The organism is Pseudoalteromonas sp. 2CM28B (genome assembly GCF_023161935.1).
Genome location: NZ_JALNTH010000008.1, coordinates 29,629 through 54,727, shown reverse-complemented (window position 1 = coordinate 54,727; position 25,099 = coordinate 29,629). Strand labels below are relative to the sequence as shown.

Annotated in this window: 21 protein-coding genes; 5 read left to right on the top strand and 16 right to left on the bottom strand. The window is 40.3% G+C overall.

Annotated elements, in window-relative coordinates; translation table 11 throughout:
• The 4 genes from betB (at position 1) to MTN96_RS13050 (ending at position 5,217) form a co-directional block, all read left to right on the top strand.
• A complete protein-coding gene (gene betB / locus MTN96_RS13065) occupies positions 1 to 1,464 on the top strand; it encodes a betaine-aldehyde dehydrogenase (RefSeq protein ID WP_248531880.1) in 1,464 nt (487 codons plus the stop codon).
• A gap of 10 nt (positions 1,465 to 1,474) precedes the next feature.
• Entirely contained in the window at positions 1,475 to 3,142 is a 1,668-nt protein-coding gene (gene betA, locus MTN96_RS13060; protein WP_248531879.1) for a choline dehydrogenase, read from the top strand.
• A 146-nt stretch (positions 3,143 to 3,288) separates the two neighbouring features.
• Positions 3,289 to 4,506, top strand: coding sequence for a BCCT family transporter (locus tag MTN96_RS13055; RefSeq protein WP_004586453.1), 1,218 nt, complete (start codon positions 3,289 to 3,291; stop codon positions 4,504 to 4,506).
• A gap of 9 nt (positions 4,507 to 4,515) precedes the next feature.
• The gene (locus MTN96_RS13050; RefSeq protein WP_054981895.1) at positions 4,516 to 5,217 is read left to right on the top strand and encodes a TorF family putative porin; all 702 of its coding nucleotides are present in this window, start codon (positions 4,516 to 4,518) and stop codon (positions 5,215 to 5,217) included.
• Positions 5,218 to 5,480: 263 nt separating this feature from the next.
• Here MTN96_RS13050 and MTN96_RS13045 read toward each other — a convergent pair whose 3' ends face one another.
• The 3 genes from MTN96_RS13045 to fdxA form a co-directional block, all read right to left on the bottom strand.
• Positions 5,481 to 7,388 (bottom strand): bifunctional diguanylate cyclase/phosphodiesterase, encoded by a 1,908-nt coding sequence (locus tag MTN96_RS13045; protein WP_154944725.1) that lies wholly within the window; start codon positions 7,386 to 7,388, stop codon positions 5,481 to 5,483.
• A 223-nt stretch (positions 7,389 to 7,611) separates the two neighbouring features.
• Positions 7,612 to 9,858, bottom strand: coding sequence for a carbohydrate binding family 9 domain-containing protein (locus MTN96_RS13040; RefSeq protein ID WP_248531878.1), 2,247 nt, complete (start codon positions 9,856 to 9,858; stop codon positions 7,612 to 7,614).
• Positions 9,859 to 9,998: 140 nt separating this feature from the next.
• Positions 9,999 to 10,322 (bottom strand): ferredoxin FdxA, encoded by a 324-nt coding sequence (gene fdxA / locus MTN96_RS13035; RefSeq protein ID WP_055254052.1) that lies wholly within the window; start codon positions 10,320 to 10,322, stop codon positions 9,999 to 10,001.
• A 192-nt stretch (positions 10,323 to 10,514) separates the two neighbouring features.
• Between fdxA and MTN96_RS13030 the strand changes: the two genes are divergently transcribed.
• Entirely contained in the window at positions 10,515 to 12,122 is a 1,608-nt protein-coding gene (locus MTN96_RS13030; RefSeq protein ID WP_024031796.1) for an NAD(P)/FAD-dependent oxidoreductase, read from the top strand.
• Positions 12,123 to 12,190: 68 nt separating this feature from the next.
• On the opposite strand, the gene MTN96_RS13025 is transcribed toward MTN96_RS13030, so the two are convergent.
• From MTN96_RS13025 to hutH, 13 genes are all read right to left on the bottom strand, one after another.
• Positions 12,191 to 13,492 carry a DEAD/DEAH box helicase gene (locus MTN96_RS13025; protein ID WP_004586461.1) on the bottom strand — a complete coding sequence of 434 codons (1,302 nt, stop codon included), beginning with the start codon at positions 13,490 to 13,492 and terminating at the stop codon, positions 12,191 to 12,193.
• Positions 13,493 to 13,560: 68 nt separating this feature from the next.
• Positions 13,561 to 13,992 (bottom strand): excinuclease ABC subunit A, encoded by a 432-nt coding sequence (locus MTN96_RS13020; protein WP_096042945.1) that lies wholly within the window; start codon positions 13,990 to 13,992, stop codon positions 13,561 to 13,563.
• Between the two features lies 1 nt (position 13,993).
• A complete protein-coding gene (locus MTN96_RS13015; RefSeq protein ID WP_248450266.1) occupies positions 13,994 to 14,797 on the bottom strand; it encodes a MipA/OmpV family protein in 804 nt (267 codons plus the stop codon).
• 1 nt (position 14,798) lies between these two features.
• Positions 14,799 to 16,028 carry a beta-ketoacyl-ACP synthase gene (locus MTN96_RS13010; RefSeq protein WP_055019091.1) on the bottom strand — a complete coding sequence of 410 codons (1,230 nt, stop codon included), beginning with the start codon at positions 16,026 to 16,028 and terminating at the stop codon, positions 14,799 to 14,801.
• Entirely contained in the window at positions 16,028 to 16,753 is a 726-nt protein-coding gene (gene fabG, locus MTN96_RS13005) for a 3-oxoacyl-ACP reductase FabG (RefSeq protein WP_248450268.1), read from the bottom strand. The genes MTN96_RS13010 and fabG overlap by 1 nt, the downstream gene beginning before the upstream one ends.
• Positions 16,753 to 17,208 carry a hypothetical protein gene (locus MTN96_RS13000; protein ID WP_055019093.1) on the bottom strand — a complete coding sequence of 152 codons (456 nt, stop codon included), beginning with the start codon at positions 17,206 to 17,208 and terminating at the stop codon, positions 16,753 to 16,755. The genes fabG and MTN96_RS13000 overlap by 1 nt, the downstream gene beginning before the upstream one ends.
• Positions 17,209 to 17,211: 3 nt before the next feature.
• Positions 17,212 to 18,381 carry a beta-ketoacyl-[acyl-carrier-protein] synthase family protein gene (locus MTN96_RS12995; RefSeq protein ID WP_248531877.1) on the bottom strand — a complete coding sequence of 390 codons (1,170 nt, stop codon included), beginning with the start codon at positions 18,379 to 18,381 and terminating at the stop codon, positions 17,212 to 17,214.
• A 1-nt stretch (position 18,382) separates the two neighbouring features.
• The gene (locus MTN96_RS12990) at positions 18,383 to 18,871 is read right to left on the bottom strand and encodes a DUF3261 domain-containing protein (RefSeq protein WP_055019095.1); all 489 of its coding nucleotides are present in this window, start codon (positions 18,869 to 18,871) and stop codon (positions 18,383 to 18,385) included.
• A gap of 77 nt (positions 18,872 to 18,948) precedes the next feature.
• Positions 18,949 to 20,214, bottom strand: a complete 1,266-nt coding sequence (locus tag MTN96_RS12985) for an NAD(P)/FAD-dependent oxidoreductase (RefSeq protein ID WP_248450271.1) — start codon at positions 20,212 to 20,214, stop codon at positions 18,949 to 18,951.
• Positions 20,214 to 22,553, bottom strand: coding sequence for an MMPL family transporter (locus MTN96_RS12980; protein ID WP_248531876.1), 2,340 nt, complete (start codon positions 22,551 to 22,553; stop codon positions 20,214 to 20,216). The genes MTN96_RS12985 and MTN96_RS12980 overlap by 1 nt, the downstream gene beginning before the upstream one ends.
• Positions 22,522 to 23,106: a hypothetical protein gene (locus MTN96_RS12975; protein WP_248450274.1), complete on the bottom strand. Its 585-nt coding sequence runs from the start codon at positions 23,104 to 23,106 to the stop codon at positions 22,522 to 22,524. Before MTN96_RS12975 ends, MTN96_RS12980 begins: the two co-directional genes overlap by 32 nt.
• Entirely contained in the window at positions 23,096 to 23,524 is a 429-nt protein-coding gene (locus MTN96_RS12970; RefSeq protein ID WP_248450276.1) for a thioesterase family protein, read from the bottom strand. Before MTN96_RS12970 ends, MTN96_RS12975 begins: the two co-directional genes overlap by 11 nt.
• A gap of 14 nt (positions 23,525 to 23,538) precedes the next feature.
• Positions 23,539 to 25,089 carry a histidine ammonia-lyase gene (hutH, locus tag MTN96_RS12965; protein WP_248450278.1) on the bottom strand — a complete coding sequence of 517 codons (1,551 nt, stop codon included), beginning with the start codon at positions 25,087 to 25,089 and terminating at the stop codon, positions 23,539 to 23,541.
• Positions 25,090 to 25,099 lie beyond the last annotated feature (10 nt).

Genomic DNA, 25,099 nt, shown 5'->3' with positions numbered 1-25,099 from the left:
GTGACTACACCTGTCTATCAAAACTTTATTAACGGCCACTTCCTTGCAAACCAAAGTGGTGAAACTTTTGATGTAAAAAACCCAGCCACAGATGAAGTTATTTACTCGGTAGAAGTTGCCGACGAATTTATTCAAAACGCGGCTATCGAAAGTGCAAAACAAGGCTTTGCTCAATGGTCAAAAATGAGCCCAATAGAACGTAGCCGTATTTTATTAAAAGCGGTTGCTTTATTGCGTGAGCGTAATGACGAGCTTGCCTTAGTTGAAGTGCTTGATACAGGTAAACCAATGCAAGAAGCTAACTGCGTTGATATAGAAACAGGCGCAGATGTAATTGAATACTTTGCAGGCCTAGCACCAGCGCAAGTTGGCCAGCAGCAAATGGTTGGCGAAGACTTTTACTATACCCGCAAAGAGCCACTAGGCATTTGTGCTGGTATTGGTGCATGGAACTACCCGCTGCAAATTGCATGTTGGAAATCGGGCCCTGCCCTAGCAGCAGGTAATGCGTTTATTTTTAAACCTTCTGAAGAAACCCCTTTAGGTGCTATTAAACTAGCTGAAGTTTTTGTTGAAGCAGGCGTACCTGCCGGCGTATTTAACGTTGTGCAAGGTGCCGGTGATGTAGGTCAGTGGTTAACCTCTCACAATGAAATAGACAAAGTGTCGTTCACAGGTGAAGTAGGCACAGGTAAAAAAGTAGTGGCAAGCGCTGCAGGTACATTAAAAGACGTAACAATGGAATTAGGTGGTAAATCACCTTTATTAGTGTTTGAAGATGCCAATATTGAGCAAGCAGTCAGTGCTGCCATGCTAGGTAACTTTTATACGCAAGGCGAAATTTGTACTAACTGTACACGTATTTATGTTCATAAAAATGTATATCAACAATTTATTGATGAGCTTAAAACACGTACTGAGCAAAATATTATTGCCGGCGACCCACAAGATTTAGATACTAACTTTGGGGCATTAATTTCTAAAAAGCATCAAGAATTAGTAATGAGCTACATAGAAAGTGGCTTGGCCGAAGGTGCAACGCTACTTACTGGCGGTAAAACTCTTTCTCCTGAATCAGCGCCTAATGGCTACTTTGTCGCACCTACGGTATTTACCGATTGCAACGATGACATGACTATTGTTAAAGAAGAAATTTTTGGCCCAGTTATGAGCGTGCTTGTTTTTGAAGACGAAGACGATGTTATCGCCCGTGCAAATGGTACACACCTTGGCTTAGCCGCAGGCGTATTTACTAGCGATATTAAACGTGCGCACCGTGTTATTCACCAATTAGAAGCCGGTATTTGTTGGATTAATGCTTACGGTAATTCACCTGCTGAAATGCCTGTTGGTGGTTACAAGCAATCAGGTATTGGCCGTGAAAATGGCATAGAAACGCTTGATCATTACACGCAAACTAAGTCTATTTATGTGGGCATGGCCGACATAGAAAGCCCGTTTTAAGGTGGCAACTATGAGTAACACTTACGACTATATTATTGTTGGCGCCGGTTCTGCAGGTTGTGTACTTGCAAATCGCTTATCTGAAGATACAAACAATAAAGTGCTATTGCTAGAAACCGGTGGTAGCGATAAAAGTATATTTATAAAAATGCCAACTGCGCTCTCTATTCCTATGAATACAGATAAATACGCATGGCAATTTCACACTCAGCCAGAGCCGTATTTAGATAACCGAGAAATGCACTGCCCACGCGGTAAAGTGTTAGGCGGTTCGTCATCAATTAATGGCATGGTATATGTACGTGGCCATGCGAAAGATTTTGACGAGTGGCAGCAACACGGTGCTAACGGCTGGGATTATCAGTCGTGCTTACCTTACTTTAAAAAAGCAGAAAGCTTTTATTTAGGTGAAAATGCGCACCGTGGTGGCACAGGCCCGCTTGGCGTTAATAACGGTAACGAAATGCAAAACCCGCTTTACACCACCTTTATTAAAGCAGGTGTAGAAGCAGGGTATGCACACACAGACGACTACAACGCAGCTCAGCAAGAAGGCTTTGGCCCGATGCACATGACTGTTAAAGACGGTGTTCGCAGTTCGGCCTCGCGCGAGTATTTAGACCCAGTAAAATCACGCAGTAACCTAACAGTTATTACAGGTGCTTTAGCACAAAAAGTGATTTTAGAAGGCAAAAAAGCCACAGGCATTGAGTACACAGTAAATGGCACTCTTAAAACGGCGCATGCGACTAAAGACGTTGTATTAAGTGCAGGTCCAATTGGCTCACCTCATATTTTACAGCTTTCGGGTATTGGCGATAAAGCCATACTTGAAGAAGCCGGTGTTGAGGTAAAGCATCATTTACCAGGCGTAGGTCAAAACTTACAAGATCATCTTGAGTTTTACTTTCAGTATAAGTGTAAACAACCTATTACCTTAAACGGTAAATTAGGTCTTATTTCAAAAGGCTTAATTGGCGCTAAATGGCTACTGACCCGAAAAGGCTTAGGTGCAACAAACCACTTTGAGTCGTGTGCGTTTATTCGCTCAAAACCAGACGTTGAATGGCCAGATATTCAGTACCACTTTTTACCAGCGGCGATGCGTTACGATGGGCGCAGTGCATTTGCGGGTCATGGTTTTCAGGTGCATGTAGGTCATAACAAACCTAAAAGCCGTGGTAGTGTCACTATTCAATCAGCTAATCCTGAGCAACCGCCGAAAATTTTATTTAACTACTTGCAACATAAAGACGATATTGAAGGCTTTAGAGCGTGTGTGCGCCTAACTCGTGACATTATTGAGCAAAGCGCATTTGATGACTACCGCGATGAAGAAATTCAACCAGGTAAGCACATTCAAACCGACGAAGAAATAGATGCCTTTGTACGCCAAGCAGTAGAAAGTGCCTATCACCCGTCTTGTTCTTGCAAAATGGGCGAAGATGACATGGCCGTGGTTAATTCTAATACCCAAGTTCACGGTATTGAAGGGCTGCGTGTTGTTGATTCGTCAATCTTCCCTACGGTGCCAAATGGCAACTTAAATGCCCCTACAATTATGGTTGCAGAAAAAGCAGCGGATCTAATTTTAGGTAAAACACCGTTACCGCAAGCATCTGTGGACGTTGCCATGAGCAGTAATTGGCAAACAACGCAACGTAATAGCGAGATTTAATTAAGCCATAACGTGCCTAACACTATGTAGGGCACGTTCAACTTGCAGTGGCTCACGGCGTAAATTGGTTACGCGGTGTTTGTGCAAGTATTAAAACAAAAACGGAGAACTTATGAGTTACTTTTATTCATTTTGGGAGGGCGATAATGACTATATGGCTTAGTGCTGGCATTATATTTACGCTACTTGCTGTTATTACTATTTTATTTAAATGGGGTAACGTACGCGTAGTAGGCGTAACACCAGTGAGAACGTTTACCTTTATCGCAATCTTATTTACCTCAGGCCTAGACGTTGGCCTAATCATGTTTCCATTAACCGAATTTGCAGGTTATGCAGACATAAAAGCAAGCCCAGAATACGCGTTTGCAAACCCACTGGCTATTGAGTTTGGCTACTGGGGATTCTTGATCTGGGGATTTTACTTTCTTACGTGCTTTTATTTCTGTGTAATAGAGCCCAAAGTTAAATTTTTCGAAATTTCATGGGTTAAGTTCATTAATAACGTGGTTATTATTGGCACATGTGCCTTTACGGCTTACCTACTGCTTTCTAACTTACCCTGGTACTTACCAGAGCTAGGCGATGGTTCGAGCGTTATACCTACCTTTTACTTTATTGTATTTGCAGCTATTTGCTTTGCTGTGTACTCAAGTACAGACATTAAATACGTGCGCTTTTTAAGTATTTCTACAACGTGGTTATTTATCGCATTAATTGCCTTTATGTGGGCAGGTGCCTTTGTCGTTGGTGACAGCGAAATGTCGGCATTTACCAATAACCTTGCTGAAATTGGTACTTACTTTGCCAATATAAATCAGTTTGTTTTACCGCTTAATGACTACCATGAATTTTATCTATTTTGGTGGTTTGCGTGGAGCATTATGATTGGCCAATTTACGTCTCGTTTTGTAGGCGGCCTTAAAACATACCAAGTATTAGGTGCAATGTTGATATTTCCATCTATTCCGATTGCGATTTGGTTTAGCGTACTTTATCACTACCACGAAATGGGTATTTCAACAGCGGGTATTAAAAACTTTGCCATGGTATTTGTTGGGATAGTGTTTGTTATTAATTCGCTTGATTCACTAATACGCTTATACACAGATAACCTTAACTTAACGGTTAAACGTTTAGGTAAAATGAACTATATGATACTCAATATTGTTGCCCTTTCGTTACTAACCCTATTGTTTAAGCTTGAGTTTTTACAAATTCAATGGGTTGGCGCGTTAGTAATTGCACTGTTTTTTGGTTGTGCTGCGTTTATTGGCTACAGCAAATTTAAAACGGTTAACAATATAGACAGTTCGCCAAAAGCAAACAAAATAGATTACACAAAAATAGAAACTGTACATTAGGGATCAACAATGAATAACAAACTAAAACAACTAGCAGTAGCGCTACCTTTCGCGCTTTTATCAACTACAGTGTCAGCTAACTGGTCAACAACCATTACAGCAGCATCTGACTATACTTTTAACGGTGTAACTCAAACTGATAGCGACCCTGCAATTCAAGCAAGCCTTGATTACGCGTTCGACAGCGGTGTTTATGCGGGTGCATGGGCATCTAATGTAGATTTTGGTGATGACACTGATTTTGAACTTGATGCCTACCTAGGTAAATACGTGCAATTAACTGACACGGTTAGCGCTGATTACGGTATTGCTTATTACACATACCAAGGTAATAACAGCGACGGTAACTACGCCGAAGCCTACACAAAATTTGGCTATGCAAGTGAGTATGGTCAAACAGAGCTAAACTTTTGGTATAGCTGGGATTACTTTGGTACAGGCGCTGGCCATGTTATTTCTATGATTGCCCACACCTTTGAAATTGCCCCAAATCATGCCATTCGTGCAAGCTTTGATATTTCTAATTCGCTTGATGGCGAAAAATGGGCATGGGATGTAAACCAAAAGAAATCATACAAACATTACCGCCTAGCGTACCAAACTAGCTACGAAGGCTTTGGCATTGAGATTGCTGCTGAAGACACAAGCCTAGATTACGATTACGCTGATGAGCGTATAGTACTTGCTATATCACGCACATTCGATTTATAAAAATTGTAGTTGTTAGATTCTACAAACAAAAATGCCACTTTTAAAAGTGGCATTTTTTTACTAAATTTTAAGGCTCTAGCCCTAAAGAACTTAGTTTTATTTAGGGGCAATTAGGCACAATACGGGGTTTAACGTTTCGTGGCCTAAATAACTGCGCCAATGAATGCTTAAGTTAATCGCTATCGGTAGTGGTAATTTCATAGCATAACCTGAGCCTAAAACCCTACATAAGCTATTAAATTACCTATAATAATATACAGGCTCTAACCTTCTATTTCCCACGCGCTGGTACCCGCTGCAGATAAGTTAGCGGTATTTTTACGTAAAACTTTGTTACCCACATTGATAGATGATTGAGGGCGACTAACCAAATAACCTTGTACAGAGCTTACTCCCATGCGTTTTACAAGTTCAAACTGCTCAATTTCTTCTACGCCCTCTGCCACTATTTTAAGTCCTAACTTTTGACCTAATTCGCTAATAGTATTAAGGATATCGTTGTACTTTGGACTTTTATCGGCTTGAGAGATAAACGAGCGATCTATTTTTATTACATCAATGGGCAAATCAGCCAATGTGCTTAATGAGCTAAAGCCGGTACCAAAATCGTCAATAGCAATTGTCACACCTTCTGCACGAAGCCGCTCAAGCTCTTCAATCATACTTTTACTGGCTTTAATAAACGTAGACTCAGTTATTTCTAGCATTAAAGAATGCGATGGCAGCCCTGTGTTTTTTAGGTTTTTCATTATCCAATCGTACACTGAGCGGTGTTTTAGTTGCACACCAGATACATTAACCGAAATTTTTACTTTGCGCATACCGGCATTATGCCATGCCGCCATTTGCCTACACGACTCATGCATAATCCAATCGCCGAGCTCTAAAATAAGGTTAGACTCTTCGGCAATAGGTATAAACTCAGCCGGTGAAATCATCCCTTCTATAGGGTGATCCCAGCGTGTAAGCGCTTCAAAATAATCTATCATGCAATCTTCTACATGCACGATAGGTTGAAAAGATAAGTAAAAGTCTTTACACGCAACCGCTAAACGCAACTCTTCTAATAAATAGTGATAGCGGCGCATTTTATTACCCATCTCTGGGGAGTACACTTTAAAAATGCCTTTACCATCGCTTTTTGCACGGTACATTGCCACATCGGCCAATTGCAATAATGCTTGTGGGGTTGATGCGCTCTCTGGGTACGCCGCTATACCAATACTGGCGCTAATTTTTATTATTTTATTACCCAGTACAAAGTCTTTTTCAAGTTCACTGAGTACGTGCTTAGCAATATCGACCACTTTATTATCGGTATCTACTGACTCAATAAAAATTGAAAATTCGTCACCGCCTAAACGTGATAAATTTTGCTCTAACTGATTCGCCTCGTTAATATTACTTAACTTATGATGGCGTAATACGTTGGCTAAGCGCGTAGCAACCTGCACCAAAATTTCATCACCAAAGCTGTGGCCAAACGAGTCATTTACCTGTTTAAAGCCATCTAGGTCAATAAACAATAAGGCGCATTTAAGCTGCTCTTCATCAGTAAAATTTATTTGCCTATCTATATGCTCAATATAAGCATGGCGGTCAATGAGCAAAGTTAGCTTATCTTGGCAGATACTTGTTTGTGTTTGCTTTAAATAATTAGCAACATGGGTATTTAAATTGTTTATTGACTGGCTTAAATTGCCCAGCCCTGACGGGTTGTCGTGTTGGGGTTGTAGGTTAAAGGCAACAAGCAATTGATTAGCGTTGTTATTTAGCTGTGCAATTTGATGCTGATAAGAGATTTTTTTACGCTCTTTACGAATAATTGTAAAGCCAACAAACAATACCATACACACCAATATAAAGTTTATTGGCGACGTTAACGTCATTAAAATAAGCTTTGTTGCGTTTGCAGCGATAAATTCCGTGTCGGTAGTTTTAACTAACAAAAAATCGGCAGAAGGCTGGTGTATTAAATAGTGCCCATTGAGCATAGGGTTATACCAAGGCGCCATTTCGAGCGTTGTATCTACAATATCAAAGTGGCGCAAATCTATATCAGGATTGAATAAATTAATGCGGTTAATCTGGTTTGTTAGTTCGATGTTTAAACAAAAGCAAAACAAGATAAATACAAAAAAAATGCCGCCTAAGGGTTTAAATTTATTCATCAACAAAATCCATCTAAATTACTTATCCTATAAACCCGTTACTAAAAGACGATTATATCGCCTGTTTTTAGTACTAAGCAAGCCATAGCACAGTCCTTATTCATTAAAATTTTTAGAACTGTACTCAAAAAGAATAAATTAATGCTTAATAATTAACTAATTATAGAGTGTGATGAATAAAAATAAACCACTTTGTTAAAGTTACATATTTTGGCCTAACAACTTATAGCTGCCATGCATAACTCACTTTTGTAAAAAATGTGCGTTGATCTCTTTCAACGTGTTTTAGAGAATCGTCTTGATAGCTTTTATCTGAGTAGCCTAAATAAAATAATGTTTGAGCATTAATTTTGTACGAGTAAACTAATTGGCTGCCATAGTCTTTATTAATGTGGCTAACTTGGTAGTAGTAGGCGTCTTTATTTCTATCAATGTCTTCAAATTGCAATATAAGCTTGAGCATAGCGCGCATGCTAAATTTATAATAAAGCCTAAAATCTAATAAGTTAGCAGTATAAACTCGCTCCCCTTCAGGATTATCTAAAACGCTGTAGTTATGTGTAGCGTCTACTTGCCAATGATCGTTTATATCCCACGTAACTTGCGTTTGCGTAGCATACGAATCGCCAATTTGCTCATTGGCGTAATCAATGCGGCTGCCATACTCACCGTAAAACGAAAGCCATATATTATTTTTAGGTTTAAAGCCCGTATAAACAAAGCCAATATTTTGATTATAAAAAGCATCATTATAGTTTTCATAACGATGCAGTAAGCCAATTTCAAAAATAGACTGCTTTTGCCCTTTTAATGTTATAAACCCTTGGTATTCTTCTTCAAGTAGGTCGCCATTTTGCGCCCATGTTTTATCCCAATCAGCCTCATAAGACCATGACGTTAATAAGCCAGATTCATCTGCATACCAGGTTTGTCCGCCCCCAAAGCCTACGTTCTCATAATCTACTTTTTCTTGATAACCTAAGTCAGTGCGATAGTCTTTACCTATGTTTTCGTAGCTGGCAAACAAATTGTAGTCACGTTTATCACGGGTAAACTCTATAGCGTACGCTTCATCAGATTGAGTTTTAGATAAGTTATAGTTACTTGTTAAAAAATCAGAGTTTTTAGAATCTGTTGTAGCTACCTGGTAGGTCAGTAGATCTGATTGATTAAACCAATAGCTGCCATCGACAGAAAGCACTGTATTGTAGTAGTCATCGCTTTCGCGGTGAGTCGTACTTAGCCCTATAGTGCCTTGTTGGCCAATATCGTATTGATAACGCGCCGCTGCTGCATGGGTTTTATCCTCTAAAATTGCAAAACCAGAGCCTTGATTTGTTGGCAATAAAATATTGCTATTATTGTCATCGGCATACATAAATGCATAGCTATGTTGCCCTGTTTTACCTGTTAATTTTGCCCCTACTTCAGGCTCTGCAATAGTGCGGGTATACAATAGTTCAAATAAACTGCTTTTAAAGTAGGATGCGCCGTCTAAAAAAAATGGTCGTTTTTCTGCATAATAAATTGAGTACGTGGTATTTACATCAAGGGCTAACGCATCACTTTCTATTTGCGAAAAATCTGGGTTTATAGTGGCATTAATTACCGCATCTTGTGTAACCCCCCAGCGTAAATCAAGGCCAGCCTCGGTGTCTATATCACCATTATCCCACTGCCCTGGCAAGGTAGCTTTTGAATCATTTCTGAGCGCCGTAAGTGTGGGCGTTAGTTGCAGATTTTTGCTGGCTTTTATATTTTTAAAGCCATTTAATTTATCAAACTGACATAAACTGCATTTTATATCTCGGTCAAACCCCATATTTGAAAGCTGATACAGTACATCACGTTGGTAATTTCGCATAAGGGCAAAGCCCCATGTTAAATCTGTTTTATTCTCAGGAAATCTTAGCGCTTTAAAAGGTATACGCATTTCAACCACAAACCCTTGGGCGGTAATTTGCCCTGCGCTATCCCATATTGCATCCCAAGACGGGTCTGATTGCCAGCCATCGGTGTCACTCATCCGCGTATCACCTTGCGCACCCAATGGATTTACATAAAATTCGTAAGCTGAACGTTCGTCGTTAAAAGTGTCAATAATTAAAATAACCGTATCATCTTGCCAAAGCGTATCTCTGTCACGTAGAGAAGCTGTAATTTCGCTCGGCTGTGGATCTTCGGCTACAAAAGCAACATATAAGTTGCTGCCATCTTCATACATGTAAGCATCAGTTTTAACCGGTGGGGCGCCCTTTTCGTTAGGCTCATCTTGAAATGCTATAGGAACTAAAGTGGCATTTTGCCAGTGGGGCTCATCAAGTACGCCATCTACAGTAATATCTGCATTTATATGTACAAGAGAATGCTGCTGTTTTTCACTGGCATAAAGGTGGTTAGAAAATAAAAGTGCTAATAAGAAGGGGAATAAAGCACTGCATTGTTTTTTTATAATTATTAAGTACTGCATAAACATCCATTTAGACGTGTTTACCCTTAAAAGGTAAACTTATTTATGCAGTGTAATTTAAGTCAGTACATTTGTTAATAGTTTGATACTAAAAACAATAGCTTTTTTAACTAATTAATATTAAAGGCTTAATTTAAAAGCTAGGTTTCAATTAATTTAAGCTTATTAGCCACGCCATTCCAACTATCGGCATCAGCAGGCGCTGGTTTTACCTCAACAATGCGTGGCCACACCAATGCAAGCTCAGCATTAAGCTCTGTAAACTCTTTTTGCTCTTCTGGCAGCTCGTCTTCTTGGTAAATTGCTTCAGCTGGGCACTCAGGTACGCATAATCCACAATCTATGCAATCAATAGGGCTTATTGCTAAAAAGTTAGGGCCTTCGTAAAAGGCATCTGCAGGGCACACTGCCACACAATCTGTGTATTTACACTTAATACAGTTTTCGGTGACCACAAACGCCATAATAGTTTAAACCTAGTAATTAATTATCTAAAGCGAGGATCATACCCAACCCCATTAAAAACACAATAAATATGTGCCATCTGCGGTCAATTTAACGTAATATATGCGCCCTTAATGTATAGCCATTACGTGCCCTACACTTCTTATTGTGAGCGGATAATATTACCGCTAAGACACCTAAAAGAGATAACAATGATACGTTTAACCGAAATAAAGCTGCCGCTTGATCATAACGAAGACGCTATAGGCCAAGCCATAGTTGATAAACTAAAAATACAGCCAGCGCAGCTACACAGCTACAATGTGTTTAAACGTGGGTACGATGCACGTAAAAAAACGGCTATTTTACTTATTTATACCCTCGATATTGAAGTAGATAACGAAGAAGCGCTGTTAAACGCATTTGCAAAAGATCAGCACGTAAAACCTGCCCCTGATACCTCATACAAATTTGTTGCCCACGCCCCCGCTAACCTTACTGAGCGCCCTGTAGTAATTGGCTTTGGCCCGTGTGGATTATTTGCGGGCTTAGTGCTGGCTCAAATGGGTTTTAACCCTATTATTTTAGAGCGCGGTAAAGAAGTACGCGAACGCACCAAAGACACCTTTGGCTTTTGGCGTAAACGTACCCTTAATACAGAGTCTAATGTGCAGTTTGGCGAGGGTGGCGCAGGTACATTTTCAGACGGTAAACTATACAGCCAAGTGAAAGATCCAAAACATTACGGGCGTAAAGTTATCACCGAATTTGTAGAAGCCGGCGCACCAGATGAAATTTTATACGTAAGTAAGCCGCACATTGGTACGTTTAAACTTGTTACTATGATTGAAAAAATGCGCGCACGTATTATTGAACTTGGCGGCGAAATCCGCTTTAGCACCCGCGTAGACGACATTCATATAGATGATGGACAAGTAACTGGCTTAACGCTTTCAAACGGTGAAAAGCTCAATACCCGCCATGTAGTACTTGCTGTGGGACATAGCGCCCGTGATACCTTTAAAATGATTCACGATAAAGGCATTTATGTAGAAGCTAAACCGTTTTCTGTGGGCTTTAGAATCGAGCACAAGCAATCGATGATTGATGAGTGTCGTTTTGGGCCTAACGCGGGTAACCCCATTTTAGGCTCTGCTGATTATAAACTCGTTCACCATTGTGATAATGGCCGCACGGTTTACAGTTTTTGTATGTGCCCAGGAGGGACTGTTGTAGCCGCCACCTCTGAAGAAGGCCGCGTAGTAACAAACGGTATGAGCCAATACTCTCGTAGTGAGCGCAATGCAAATAGTGCCATTGTAGTAGGTATTACACCTGAAAAAGACTTCCCTGGTCACCCGCTTGCCGGCATAGATTTGCAACGTAAACTAGAAGAGCAAGCCTATGCATTAGGCGGTAGCAACTACGATGCACCAGCACAGTTAATTGGCGACTTTTTAAAAGGAAAAGCATCGGGCGATTTAGGTGATGTACAACCGTCGTTTACACCAGGAATAAAACTCACCGATTTAGCAAATGTACTCCCGCAGTTTGCTATCGATGCAATACGCGAAGCCATTCCAGCCTTTAATAAGCAAATTCGTGGTTTTTCTACAAACGACGGTTTATTAACAGGGGTAGAAACCCGTACATCATCACCTATTAGTATCAAACGCGATAAAAGCTTCCAAAGCATAAATACTAAAGGTTTATACCCAGCGGGTGAAGGCGCCGGTTACGCAGGTGGTATTTTATCTGCAGGCATTGATGGTATTAAAGCGGCTGAAGCCGTTGCACTCTCAATGTTAGAAAACGCTTAACCCTTTTAAGTTATTAATCAAAAACCTCACTTAGTGAGGTTTTTTTAGAAGCGTTACACTTTGTAAGCTTACTTTTTAAGGGTAAGCTTGGCGCCTTTTAAGCTTTTACGCACATTTGAAATACGTGAGCGATTTACCGCACGTGCTTCGCCTGTTGCTTGGCCTGTTGGCTTATTCGTACGGCTACGACGTAAATGCGCTGGTTTTTTACCTATTTTATCAATAAGTACTTCACGGCTACTTACTTCATAACCCTCTAAGTAAACACGTTTGATTTTTTGGCCAATTAACGACTCTATTTCAAACAAGGTGTTTTCTTCTTCGCGGCTTACAAACGAAATTGCTTGGCCTTGATTACCAGCACGACCTGTACGGCCAATGCGATGTACGTAATCTTCTGCAAGCCATGGTAAATCAATATTAATTACTCGTGGTAGGCCTTCAATATCAATACCACGCGCAGCAACTTCGGTAGCCACTAAAACACGTACTTTGCCTTCTTTAAATTCACGAAGTGCACGGCGGCGGTTACCTTGCGATTTATCACCATGACATACAGTGGCAGGAATACCATCAAGGTTAAGCTCTTTAACCAGCTCATCCGCCGTTTCTTTCATGTTTACAAACACAAGTACCTGTTGCCAATTCTTTTTACCAATAAGCTCAGAAAGCAGCTCTTGCTTACGGCGCTCTTCAACAGGGTACACAACATGCTGTACCGTACTTGCAGTACTATTAGTTTGATCTACGCGAACAATTTCAGGCTGTTTTAATACTTTTGCTGCAAACTGCTTAATAGCCGCTGGAAAAGTGGCTGAAAAAAGTAAAATTTGGCGCTGCTCGTCACAACTTTTAATAACACTTTGCATATCTTCAATAAAACCCATATCAAGCATACGATCAGCTTCATCAAGTACTAAGTGTTTAACGCTTGCTAGGCTTAAATTACCTAAACGAATATGATCAAGTAAGCGCCCTGGGGTTGCAACTACAACATCTACGCCGTCTTTAAGTGCATTTGCTTGGCCTGCGGTATTAACACCGCCAAATAGGCTCACTACTTTTAAAGCGGTATGTTTTGCATAGGCTTTAAAGTTATTTGCTATTTGCTCTGCCAGCTCACGAGTTGGCGCAAGCACTAACGCGTGCGGAGCATTGCTTGTGCTTAGCTCAGATTCAGTTAATTTTTGGATGATAGGTAAAGCAAACGCAGCCGTTTTACCTGTGCCTGTTTGGGCACTTGCTAAAACGTCTTTACCTTTACGAACAGCCGGAATAGCTGAACGCTGAATGGGCGTAAGGGTGTGGTAATTAAGTTCGTCTAACGCCTGAATAAGTTCAGGGGAAAAACTAAAAGATTTAAAATTCATGCTGTATAACCTGCGGCCACATTTATCAAGGGTCGCAAATTATACAGCAAAAATGAGTCAACAGTTAGTTATAACTTAACTAAAGTGCCTTTTAATGCAACGCCAGCGATAATTGTACCAGCACCGCATTCATATTCCGTGCTACTTACAAACTTACGCTTTTTATAATATGATTGAATATTTACAACTGCGTTCATGCCTTCTTTTATGGCACGCTCTTGTAGTGCTTTTAAAGCACTAAGCATGACCCACTCGCACGCTTCACGATCACTTTTATTAAACGCGTTAGTTTTTTTATTAGTGATCACTTCACCGTATTTACTGCTCTCACTACCGTAGCTTTGATCAGCAAAGTAAAGAGGTACATCTAATAGCGCACTTTTGGCTTTACTGGTTTCTAAGAGTGATTGAATAGGATATTTACCTATATCATCACGTGCTTCAACCGCACTCACTGTTAACAAAGATGTAGCTAATAATAAGCTTGTCATTAATTTCATTTTATATTCCTTCTTTTGTATAGAACTTCCATGCAACTCCAAAACCAAACGAGATATTACTATCGTGTTTCACTAAGGGACTACGTTGCTGTTTGCTTTGGGCTAAGTGGTGATATTTAATAAAGCCACCTAGCCAATATTTTTTACTATCTAAATTAAGCCCCAGCGAAATATCGGCGCCCGAATACCCCGACTGAGTATTAAACTTTGAACGTGAATCATGCGTATCTGATGCTGATATACTATAATAATAATTCAAGTAACGACCGTCGGCAAAATTGGCATTTGCTCTTACACTAGTGGTAATTACATAAGTTGGGGCAATAAACACCGGGCTTTCATAGTAGATGCTCGGCCCATAACGCCAACCGACGTTAGTCACTGAGCTAAAATCAGTTGCCATAGCTTTACGGGTGAATAAGCCAATATAAAATTGTTCTGCCGCTTGGGGATCACCTTTAAAGTAATAATTTAGCGAAGGTCCAAGTTCAAACACCCAATCTAAATCATCCATGCCTTCTCGAGCTTGGTTATCTGCGCTGTCAACGGCTAAACTAACTCCAGCAGATATATCTAGGTGTACATTATCAAAATGCCATAAGTAACCAGTAAAGCTATTGCGGTCCACATCTAACTCATCACTTTGATAACGAACATAAGGCACAGGCATTATGTATTGCTCACTTTGATCTGATCCTAGATAGTGGGGGATATCAGCCACAAACACACCACCGCCTATTTCTAATTTAGATGTAGCAAAACTCAATGGGCTAAATAAGCACAAAACTAACACTAACCAAGGCATATTACTCACCTTTAAAGCGTTTAAAAATCAATGAGGTATTAATGCCACCAAATGCAAAGTTATTACTCATTATATAATCGGTATCTATTTCACGGCCATGTTCTGTAATATAATCTAAAGGCGCACACTCATTGTCTACTTCTGTCAAATTAATTGTTGGGGCAAACCAATTATCAGTCATCATATTAATACTAGCCCACGCTTCTATCGCACCACAAGCACCTAAAGTATGACCAAGATAACTTTTTAGTGAACTAATTGGTTTAGCACCTAACGCGTTAAAGGTTGCATGTGTTTCTGCAATGTCACCACGATCTGTTGAAGTACCATGTGCATTAACATAACCAATTTGATCTGCCGATAAGTTTGCATCTTGCAATGCCATTTCAATCGCAACTTGCATCGTCGTTGATGTAGGTTGAGTAACATGTTGTCCATCAGAATTACAGCCAAAACCGACAACTTCAGCCAATATATTTGCCCCTCTAGCTTTAGCATGTTCATACTCTTCAAGTATTAGCGTACCGGCACCTTCTCCTATAACTAAGCCATCACGGTTTTTATCAAATGGCTTGGGAGTTAGCTCTGGATTATCATTTTGTGTACTCGTTGCATACAAAGTATCGAATACCGCAGCCTCTGTAACACACAGCTCTTCAGCTCCTCCAGCTACCATAATTTTTTGACGACCAAACTTAATTGCCTCAAAGGCGTACCCTATCCCTTGTGAACCTGAAGTACACGCAGAGCTTGTGGTAATGACTCGACCTTTAATACCAAAAAAAACACCCACATTTACTGGGGCTGTATGAGCCATCATTTGGATGTAGCTAGTTGCTGTCACTCCATTCATAGAGCCTGTATCCATCATACGACCAAATGGGACTAAAGGAGCCGTTGAGCCAATTGACGAACCATATGAGACACCTGTTGAACCATCGGTCAATGCTGGGTGTTCAAGTAGTTTCGCTTGCTCAAGCGCACGTTCAGTAGCATAAGTAGACATCAATGATACTCGTCCCATTGAACGTACTTTTTTACGAGAGTAATGAGATGGGCGATTAAAATCGATAACAGGAGCTGCGAGTTTAGTATTTAATCCATCTATATAATCCCACTCAGGCATACGCTTGACTGCATTTTTTCCCTGAATTAACGCAGATTTAAAATCCCCCCAGTTATCACCTAAAGCAGTAATCGATGACATCCCCGTTATTACAACTCGCTTCATTACGCCATACCACCATTTACTTGAAGCACTTGACGCGTAATATAGCTAGCCCCATCAGACATTAAAAACGAGACCGCCGCAGCTACCTCTTCAGGATCACCCATTCTATTAGCTGGGATCATTTTTGTCATTTCAGAAATCGGTAGATGGTCGGTCATTCCAGTATCAATCAAACCTGGAGCGACACAGTTAACAGTAATTTTTCGCTTTGCAAGCTCAACCGCAAGTGCTTTAGATGCCCCAATAACGCCTGCCTTTGAAGCACTGTAATTGACCTGACCGCGATTACCTGCCACTCCTGACACTGACGACATTGCAATAATGCGTCCCCCCTTTCGCGTTCTGACCATCGGCATAACAAGTGGATGCAACACATTATAAAAACCATCTAGGTTGGTGTGTACTACACTATCCCACTCTTCATCTGTCATCGCAGGGAATGCAGTGTCTGCAGTGATCCCAGCATTACAAACTACGCCATAAAAAGCACCATGGGTTTCAACGTATTGATCTAAAATTGCTTTTGCACTCGTTCTATCAGCTACATCAAATTGTAAAATATCCACATCTACACCTAACGCAGCAATTTCAGCTTTAACTTGCTCTGCTGCTTCACGACCTGAGCGGCAATGCAGGCTAATATTAAACCCATCTTTAGCTAATTGTAGAGCAACTGCTTTACCAATTCCTTTACTTGAACCAGTCACTAATACTCGTTTTGACATTACATTTGCTCCGCTAAAAATTGCTCTGGGTTTTCAGGTTGAAATACATTAATTTTTGCTTCTACTAACAGGGTATCCACTTGCTTAATACTACAGTCAAAAGCACTTAAGCCATTTGCTTCGCTGTATAATTTTTCTACTCTGATCGTTAATGTGCTATTTAAAGCAAAACGATTACAGTGCATCTTATACTTACGACTACTCACTAAAAAGCCAATTTCGACTTTTGCGCCATTATCAACTTGGTTAGCGTTGGCGTAAGCAGCGATGGCTTGCGCCATATACTCAATACCTACATGGCTTGCGACACTTTGGCTATCTGCATTATAAAAGTTACTCTGGGGTGTAATTGTGACCGAGCAAATTCCAGCTGTTTCATCATAGCTATCTAAACTATCGATCAAAATCATGGGCGCAGTATGAGGTAAAATAGTTTCAATTGGGTACACAGACATCTCTTATAATCCGATTAATACACTAACGTTATTGCCGCCAAAAGCAAATGAGTTGGACAGGCATGTTTTAATTTTTGTTTCGCTCTTCGCCCCTACTGGCACGAGATTAATTGTCGGCAATGCTGGATCCGCTTCGCCATCCCAAATATGCGGGGCAAACTCATCATCGCCAAGTAACAACCAACATAAGCCGATTTCAGTTGCTCCTGCTGCACCTAACGTATGCCCTATCATGCCTTTAGAAGAACTACAGGGTGTACCATTACCAAACACTTCAGCCACTGCAATGGTTTCCATCTCATCATTTTTAGGGGTAGCTGTACCATGCAAATTAACATAATCAACATCACTTGCTTGATAGCCAGCTCGAGTCAGTGCGGCTCGCATAGCCGTTACTGCACCTTCGCCTTGTGGGTGTGGGGCTGACATATGATGCGCATCGCTAGACTCTCCTACGCCGAGCAATTTGACAGTACCTTGTTTTTCAACTATGCATAATGCCGCTGCCTCACCTAAGTTGATACCATCACGGTTTTTACTAGAAGGATTGCTAATGCCAGTAGAAGTTGAGGCCAATGCGGCAAACCCATTAACTGTCATACCGCATAAGCTATCTACGCCACCGACAATTGCAACATCAGCAAGATCCGCTGCAATTAGCTCTTGTGCTGTGGCAAATGCTTTGGCACTCGAAGAACAAGCTGTAGATAATGTCATAGCGGGTCCTTTTACGTCTAAATACAAACTAATAAATTGAGATAAATTGTCCATCTCTTGCTGCTGGTAATGATAATTATGGACAAACTTTCCTTGCTCTAAGTATTGCGCCATGGCTTGTTCACCTTGCGCAATTCCTGAGGTACTAGTGCCTACAATTACTGCAATTCGGTGTTGTTCATATCTCTGTTTTAAATCGTTAACTGGGTTGATTAGCTGCTCTAGTGCTAAAGCGGCTAATTGGTTATTGCGGCTATGAAACTCACAAGGATATTGTACTAATGAAGGCAACACTGCTTGCACAGCACCAACATAAATTGGACCTTCATTAAGTAGTTCATTATTAACAACAATGCCTTCTTGATTTCCTGCTAACAAGTTACGTTTAATTGTTTTATTGTCACAGCCTAATGGGTTAACCATAGCATAATGGCTAATATATAGCGGTTGTTGCATATTAATATTCTTCTAATCTTTCTATTTTTAAGCGATAATTTTGTTCAAATTCTGTCAGTAGAGTGACAGCGCCATTATACGTGATTTCTCGAGCTAATAAGCCATTACGGTAAAACTGCCGTGTTCGAAGTAACATGTTATCAAACTCAATCACCTTACTATCATTACGCATGTTTTGCTCAAGCATCCCCAAAGGCCAAAATGCACTTTGCATATCGTAAATAATTTTTTTTCCATCAAGCTCTAAACCTAACGTATTCTCGGTGGTAAGTTCATGAGTTTGAGTATCAAATTGCAGCTGTGTAACCGGCACCCCTTCAAAAGTGAGAGCAACAACTGTGATTGATAATTTTGAAAACTCGGTTGATACCAATATTGACTCATCAACAATGCCGGAAAACTGAAATCTTTCGAGCCAACCTTTTTCAATCAACTGTGTAGGGATTGGCATATAATTAAACATTGCTCTTGCCATATGATTTGCTGCCATTTGTTGACATCCAGCTATAAATAGCACACATAATGGCAACAGCGTTTTTCTATATAATCTCAACATCAGCAGCACCATTAAGCAACACTATCATTATTATCTGGCTCGCAAATTTGTTCTAAAATCTTTAATCCACGCTTGGTATTTTTTACAAATGGGTTACTTTTATCCCAAGCGTACCCCGCTAAGATTGAGCACACCATCTCTTTTACATCTGGTTGACCATCAGCAAAAAAGATCACTGATTGCAAACTCGTGTCGTACCATGAATTCACAAAGTATTTAAATACTTCGATCCCTTCCCTTAGTGGCTCTTCATACTGAACTTGCCAATCAATTGCTTCACCTTGAAGCTGTTTCACCACCAACTCGGACGCTTGAACAGCAGATTTTAACGCAATTGTGACACCAGATGAAAATATGGGGTCTAAAAACTCACCAGCATTACCTAATAATGCGAACTTATCACCGTGTAGCGTTTTTACATTCGCTGAATAGCCACCAATCGTGCGAACAGGTGCAATAATTTTAGCATCTGTCAATAAAGCACTTAGGTTGTCATCAGCACGAATAAAGTCTGAGAGTGTTTGTTCAAGTGTTTGATTTGGTCTTTCGATTTGTGCTGTTTCACCGACAACCCCTACACTAACTGTGCTATCACTAAAAGGAATCACCCAGTACCATACATCTGGAATCATAGGGTGAACGGTGATCAGTATCTTATTGCGGTCGAACTGTGTGCTATCAATATTATCTTTAAAATGTGTAAATACAGCCTTACGAGGAGTGAGTACACTCGGCTCTTCTAAATCCAATAAGCGCGGAAGTACACGGCCAAACCCGCTGCCATCTAAGGTAAATTTTGCAGAAATGATGCTTTCTTCTTTCGTTTTTAAATCAATTATATTTGTGTAAGTAGTCTTTTCATCACTTTTAAAGCCAGTTACCTGCTGTCCAAAGAGGATTGTAGCTCCTTGTTTAACTGCTTCTTGCGCTAATAAATTATCAAACGCAGCTCGTTTAACCTGATATGTTGTACTTGGCCCATCACTGAATTTTTCTTCAAAATTAAAGTTAGTATGGTGACCATTACGATAAAATGCGGCGCCATTTTTGAATTGAAACCCAAGCTCATCAGCATTGTCTAGCAGTACATCAAGCATATTGGCTTTAGCTAAGAATTCCATTGTTTGCGGTAATAAACTTTCACCAATTGAAAAGCGAGGGAATTCATCCCGCTCAATGAGGCAGACACTTAAACCATGTTGCATTAACAAACACGCTGCGACTGTCCCCGAAGGGCCTGCCCCTATAATAGTTACATCATAATCTGTTGATATCATTAAATATTCCTTTTTGATACTAAAGCAAGGCGTGGCGCGAGCAAAAACACCACTGTTACACCAATAAATACTGTAAAACCAAATTGCCTAACTGCAGGCGTTGAACTAACGATTAATATTGCGAATACAAATAATGAACTTGCTGCTGATACAAAGGTGGTTAGTGTTATTTTTTTACTTAGGCCATGTTCGGCATAAAAAATACAATAATCTAGGCCTAGGGCTAAAATAAGGATCCCAGCAACATAATTAAATACGGTCAAACTTCCATAAAACCAAGTGCTTACTATAAGTGCAATTAGTATTGCAATTAGTGGGCGTGTCATTGCAATAAAAGCATTTAATAGCCCGTAGCGCAGCCAAAAAATTATCATCGCCGCAGCTAAGGAAAATGCATAGATTAAAACTAATTGCTGTCTAAATTGCTTTATTTGCTTACTTACATCAGCTACTTTATCAATAAAAAAAACATTAGGATTACTGTTAGCTAAGGTTTTAAGCCTGCTGGAATTTTTTACCCTCTTTAACTTAATCACACTGTAATAACGGTCTAGCGATTGCAACCATTGATTGATAAATAAAAGTCCCACTTGGCTATCTTGCCATGTGGCAAAGTCAAGCTGTTGATAATAATCATCAAATAGAATATCTGATGAATCATAGCCGAGCACTAAGTTTAACTGTGTAAAATCCCCGCGATTAACTGCTCGAGTTAGCAATTGTTGATTACTCTTTTGCATGGATATTGACGGTAGCCATTGGCTGATACTGGAATACGCTGCAATCTCTTTGTTTGCTTGTAATTGCTCAAGCTGTGGTAAAAGTTGCTCCATCTGCCTAAGCACCTGCTGCTCGCTGTCACTGGCTATCAACAGGTATGAACTGTCCCATTGCGCTGCTAATAAATCGCTGATTGTTTGTTGCTGAGTGATTAAATCATGAGGAACTTTGTAGAAATGTCGTGGATCATCATCATTATCTAAAAACATTAAGCCAAATAATGCGACTATGATGAATAGCACTTGCCAACGCATCGCCAGCTTATTAGTAAGCCACGTTTGCTGTAGGTTATGCAATCCAGTAATAAAGTTCGGCACCTGCATAGCGCTTTTAGCTTTTAATAGCATTAAACTTGGGTAGAGTAGCAATACACATAATAAAGCCCCCAGCAGCCCTGCCATGGTGAAGACCGCAATTTGTTTAAATAATATTAATGGCGTAAACACCAGTATTAAATATCCGGCAGTAGTTGTCAGAAAACCTAATAACAATGAACTACGAATATTGTGCAATGGGTTTGCTATTTTAGCTTGAGAAAAACGCAATTCACTTAGGGCATGAAAACTATAATCGGCTGCTATACCAATTAACGTCACTGCAAACACTAACGTTAAAACATTGACCTCAGAAAACAATAATCGCAGTGCAGTGTAGCCATAAATCATACTGACTAAAACGACGAATAACGTGCAGAACACACTCAATACACTTCGGTAGATAACCATGATCAATAACAAGGTTGCGAGTACAGAAATCCCCCCAAAAAGGGCCATTTCACTTTGGGCGCTGGAGCTTGCACTCGCAGTAAAAAAAGCAGCCCCAGTGGCCAAGTAATCCACACCTGTATCTTGTGTTAATGCTTGCTGTTTAAGAGAAGCGACGTTTGCTGCAATCTTTTTCGCAACATTTAAATCTAAACCCGTGCCATTACTCATAAAGTTTACGAGTACATAATAGCGAACCTGCTCTACAGCCTCGCTTTTAGTCGCAATTAAAAAGCCATCATAGTTTTTAAGTTGCGCTGAAGGTAATCGTTGTTGATTAAAAAAGTCGGCTAGGGCTAAGGTTTTGTCGCTTTGCAAAGTAGCTGCAACCCAAGGCGACGCCACGTCATTAAGGAGGTTAAATTGGTAATTGAATAAGCGTTGACTATCGTTTGCTTGCAACAAGTATCGATATTGCTCACTGATAAAAGCATGCGGATAATTAAGGTAATCACGCACTATTGAGTCAAGTTTGGGTAAAGCATCAAACTTTACATTGACAGCAATACCCGTAATTTCATTTAACGACTTAGCCGCTCTCTGGGCATACTTAATTGCCGTGGCTTTATCTTGATGACCCACTAATAAAAGATGCTGACGTAATTGCTGTTGTTCTAATTGGTCGATAACGAGTTGTATTTCTGGATCTTGTTCTACGCTAAATATTTGATTGAGATCAGCAACAATCGTAAATGACTTAAATAGCCATAAATAAGTCAAACCCGCTAATATAACAGCAAACTGTATGCACCATACAACGAGCTTAGTGCGTGAGCTTAATGGCTTCCATGTCACCTTGACTAAGCTCCTTAGTGGTTATTTTCATAATAATATTGGTATGATTATTCTGTTGGTCGGTTATCACTATCTCACGTTGGCTATCACCTTCTCGGCACAGTTTTACTTGCTTAAACATCTTTGCTACTTCAATTAAAGTTGGCACTAATTGGTAACAACCAGTTTGATCTTCAGTGGTTATTTGCCAATCAGAGTTCTTGATCTGGCCACTTAATAAGTTAGCTAATAGCTGGTTTATTTGTTTATCTTGGGTCAGTACTTGATAATCTTGGTCAGTATCAGTACGCCGATAAATTCCACTAGTTAAAAGCAGTAGCTCACTTTTTACAGGCAAAAGTGTATGCCAATAAACTTGTCGATCGAAAATAACAAACTCACCTTGTGACTTAATGGCCCGTTTTAAAAAGGTGAAATGCTTTGCTTGGCTAAACTCTCCTTTACCTTGCTTAACTTCAAACTCACTGAAATCACTTTGTGCAAAACAGTTAGTTACCAAGCAAACGAATAACACCGCTACTAGCCATATAGTACAGCAAATGTTACTCAACATATGTACGTACTTTATCGATAAGTACAGCGGGAGATTCAAACTGTAATTCTTGGTTTTGTAAATCTAAGGCGACTTGAATTGTATGGGCTTTAGTCAACACCTTCTGGCTGTCTAAACATTCAATTTTATATTCGATTTTGAGCCGTGTTTCGTACTCAACCAAACTCGCATGAATGCGTATGTGCGAACCAAACACGGCCGATGCAACATACTTTAGACGCATATCAACAATCGGCCACATATAACCTGAGTGTTCCATCGCATTGTAATTATAGCCAATTTTGTCAAGTAATACGCACCGAGCATCTTCTATGTATTTAACATAGTTCCCATGCCAAACAATGCGCATAGGATCTAAATCATAAAATGGCACCACCATGTCAACATGGGCAGTTACTATTGCGTTGGATTTTTTCATCTTATACCTTCACTTTATTGGTAAAGCGACCAACGTTGAGTTTGAATATACTCAATGGTTTGACGCAATAACTTATCAGTTGGGCGATCTTCTTCTAATAAATCAAAAAAGCCGGCTACATCATCAATCATCGCTGTAATTTCAGGATTAAGTGCTGCGGCATCGATTTCATTATTTAAAATACGAATGCGCACACCTTGAACTGCCGCAAGTAAAGTCGCAGCTAATACTTGCTCTGTGAGTTGTAAAATCCGTAAGCAATCACGCGCAGCTATAGTTCCCATACTCACTTTATCTTGATTGTGACACTCAGTTGAACGAGAAAACACACTCGCTGGCATGGTTAGTTTTAATGCCTCAGCTGTCCAAGCAGAGCAGCCAATTTGAATTGCTTTAAAGCCATGATTAATAAAGCGACGCTCACTTGAAGCCGCACTTAAATTAGAGGGCAAACCATGGTTCATTTTCACATCAACTAGGGTGGCAATTTGGCGATCAGCCAAGTCTGCTAAGTTAGCCACACAGTTCTTCATTGAATCCATTGCCATGGCGATATGGCCGCCGTAAAAGTGACCGCCATGTAGCACATGCTCACCGACACCATCGATAATCGGATTATCATTAGCACTATTAAGTTCATTTTCAATCATGCTTCTCAGCCACGGTAGGCTGTCTTCTAACACACCAATAACGTGAGGAGCACAACGGATTGAATAACGATCTTGTAGGCGATGTGAATTACGTGGATGTTCTACATGATTTAAATCAGTTTGAATGCGCTTTGCCACATTTTGCTGACCCGGATGTGGTTTAACACTAAATAGAATATCATCAAAATGATTGCTGTTACCTTTAAGTGCAATACTTGCAAGCGCGGTAATACGGGTCATTAAACGACTTGCGTATTCACTACGATCATAAGCTTGACAAGCAAGCGCTGTCATCACCGCTGTGCCGTTCATTATTGCTAAGCCTTCTTTCGGACGTAGGGTAATAGGCTCGAGACCTTCTTCTTTAAAGGCCGCTAATGAGTTAACAACTTGATCCTTATAATAGGTGTCGCGCTCACCAATTAAACTTCCTGCCACATATGAAAGCGGCGTTAAGTCACCACTTGCACCCACTGATCCTTCTTGCGGGATAACAGGGATAATATCACGATTGATCATTTCAACGAGTAGTTTTAGTAAATCCCAGCTAACACCTGAATAGCCTTGTGATAATGACGCTAAACGGCTAGCTAAAATCAATTTACCTTGTTCTGGCGTAAAAAAATCACCCAAGCCACAACCGTGGAAGCGTGTAAGGTGCATAGGTAACTCATTTACTAATGCTAACGGGATCTCTACCGTACACGAGTCACCATAGCCAGTGGTTACACCATAAATATGGCCTTCTTCAGCTAAAAGCTTATCTAAAAAAGCGACGGCTGAATCAATTTTTTCAGCAAACTGGCTATCACCAGATAGCGCGACGCTGCGGTCTTCTTTTACAACACTAATAATGTCTTCAATCGTTAAACGGCCTGCGCCAAATAAAAGGTGTGTTGATTTATTGTTTTCCATTTACTACTGT

Excerpts from the sequence above, each read along its gene's own strand:
- MTN96_RS13050 (WP_054981895.1), top strand. The coding sequence starts at position 4,516 with ATGAATAACAAACTAAAACAACTAGCAGTAGCGCTACCTTTCGCGCTT.
- fabG (WP_248450268.1), bottom strand. The coding sequence starts at position 16,753 with ATGTCAAAACGAGTATTAGTGACTGGTTCAAGTAAAGGAATTGGTAAA.
- MTN96_RS12995 (WP_248531877.1), bottom strand. The coding sequence starts at position 18,381 with ATGCAACAACCGCTATATATTAGCCATTATGCTATGGTTAACCCATTA.
- MTN96_RS13020 (WP_096042945.1), bottom strand. The coding sequence starts at position 13,992 with ATGAAATTAATGACAAGCTTATTATTAGCTACATCTTTGTTAACAGTG.
- MTN96_RS13000 (WP_055019093.1), bottom strand. The coding sequence starts at position 17,208 with ATGTCTGTGTACCCAATTGAAACTATTTTACCTCATACTGCGCCCATG.
- MTN96_RS13040 (WP_248531878.1), bottom strand. The coding sequence starts at position 9,858 with ATGCAGTACTTAATAATTATAAAAAAACAATGCAGTGCTTTATTCCCC.
- MTN96_RS12975 (WP_248450274.1), bottom strand. The coding sequence starts at position 23,106 with ATGTTGAGTAACATTTGCTGTACTATATGGCTAGTAGCGGTGTTATTC.
- MTN96_RS12985 (WP_248450271.1), bottom strand. The coding sequence starts at position 20,214 with ATGATATCAACAGATTATGATGTAACTATTATAGGGGCAGGCCCTTCG.
- MTN96_RS13030 (WP_024031796.1), top strand. The coding sequence starts at position 10,515 with ATGATACGTTTAACCGAAATAAAGCTGCCGCTTGATCATAACGAAGAC.
- MTN96_RS12990 (WP_055019095.1), bottom strand. The coding sequence starts at position 18,871 with ATGGCAGCAAATCATATGGCAAGAGCAATGTTTAATTATATGCCAATC.
- betA (WP_248531879.1), top strand. The coding sequence starts at position 1,475 with ATGAGTAACACTTACGACTATATTATTGTTGGCGCCGGTTCTGCAGGT.
- MTN96_RS12970 (WP_248450276.1), bottom strand. The coding sequence starts at position 23,524 with ATGAAAAAATCCAACGCAATAGTAACTGCCCATGTTGACATGGTGGTG.
- fdxA (WP_055254052.1), bottom strand. The coding sequence starts at position 10,322 with ATGGCGTTTGTGGTCACCGAAAACTGTATTAAGTGTAAATACACAGAT.
- MTN96_RS13055 (WP_004586453.1), top strand. The coding sequence starts at position 3,289 with ATGACTATATGGCTTAGTGCTGGCATTATATTTACGCTACTTGCTGTT.
- MTN96_RS13015 (WP_248450266.1), bottom strand. The coding sequence starts at position 14,797 with ATGCCTTGGTTAGTGTTAGTTTTGTGCTTATTTAGCCCATTGAGTTTT.
- MTN96_RS13010 (WP_055019091.1), bottom strand. The coding sequence starts at position 16,028 with ATGAAGCGAGTTGTAATAACGGGGATGTCATCGATTACTGCTTTAGGT.
- MTN96_RS13025 (WP_004586461.1), bottom strand. The coding sequence starts at position 13,492 with ATGAATTTTAAATCTTTTAGTTTTTCCCCTGAACTTATTCAGGCGTTA.
- hutH (WP_248450278.1), bottom strand. The coding sequence starts at position 25,089 with ATGGAAAACAATAAATCAACACACCTTTTATTTGGCGCAGGCCGTTTA.
- MTN96_RS13045 (WP_154944725.1), bottom strand. The coding sequence starts at position 7,388 with ATGAATAAATTTAAACCCTTAGGCGGCATTTTTTTTGTATTTATCTTG.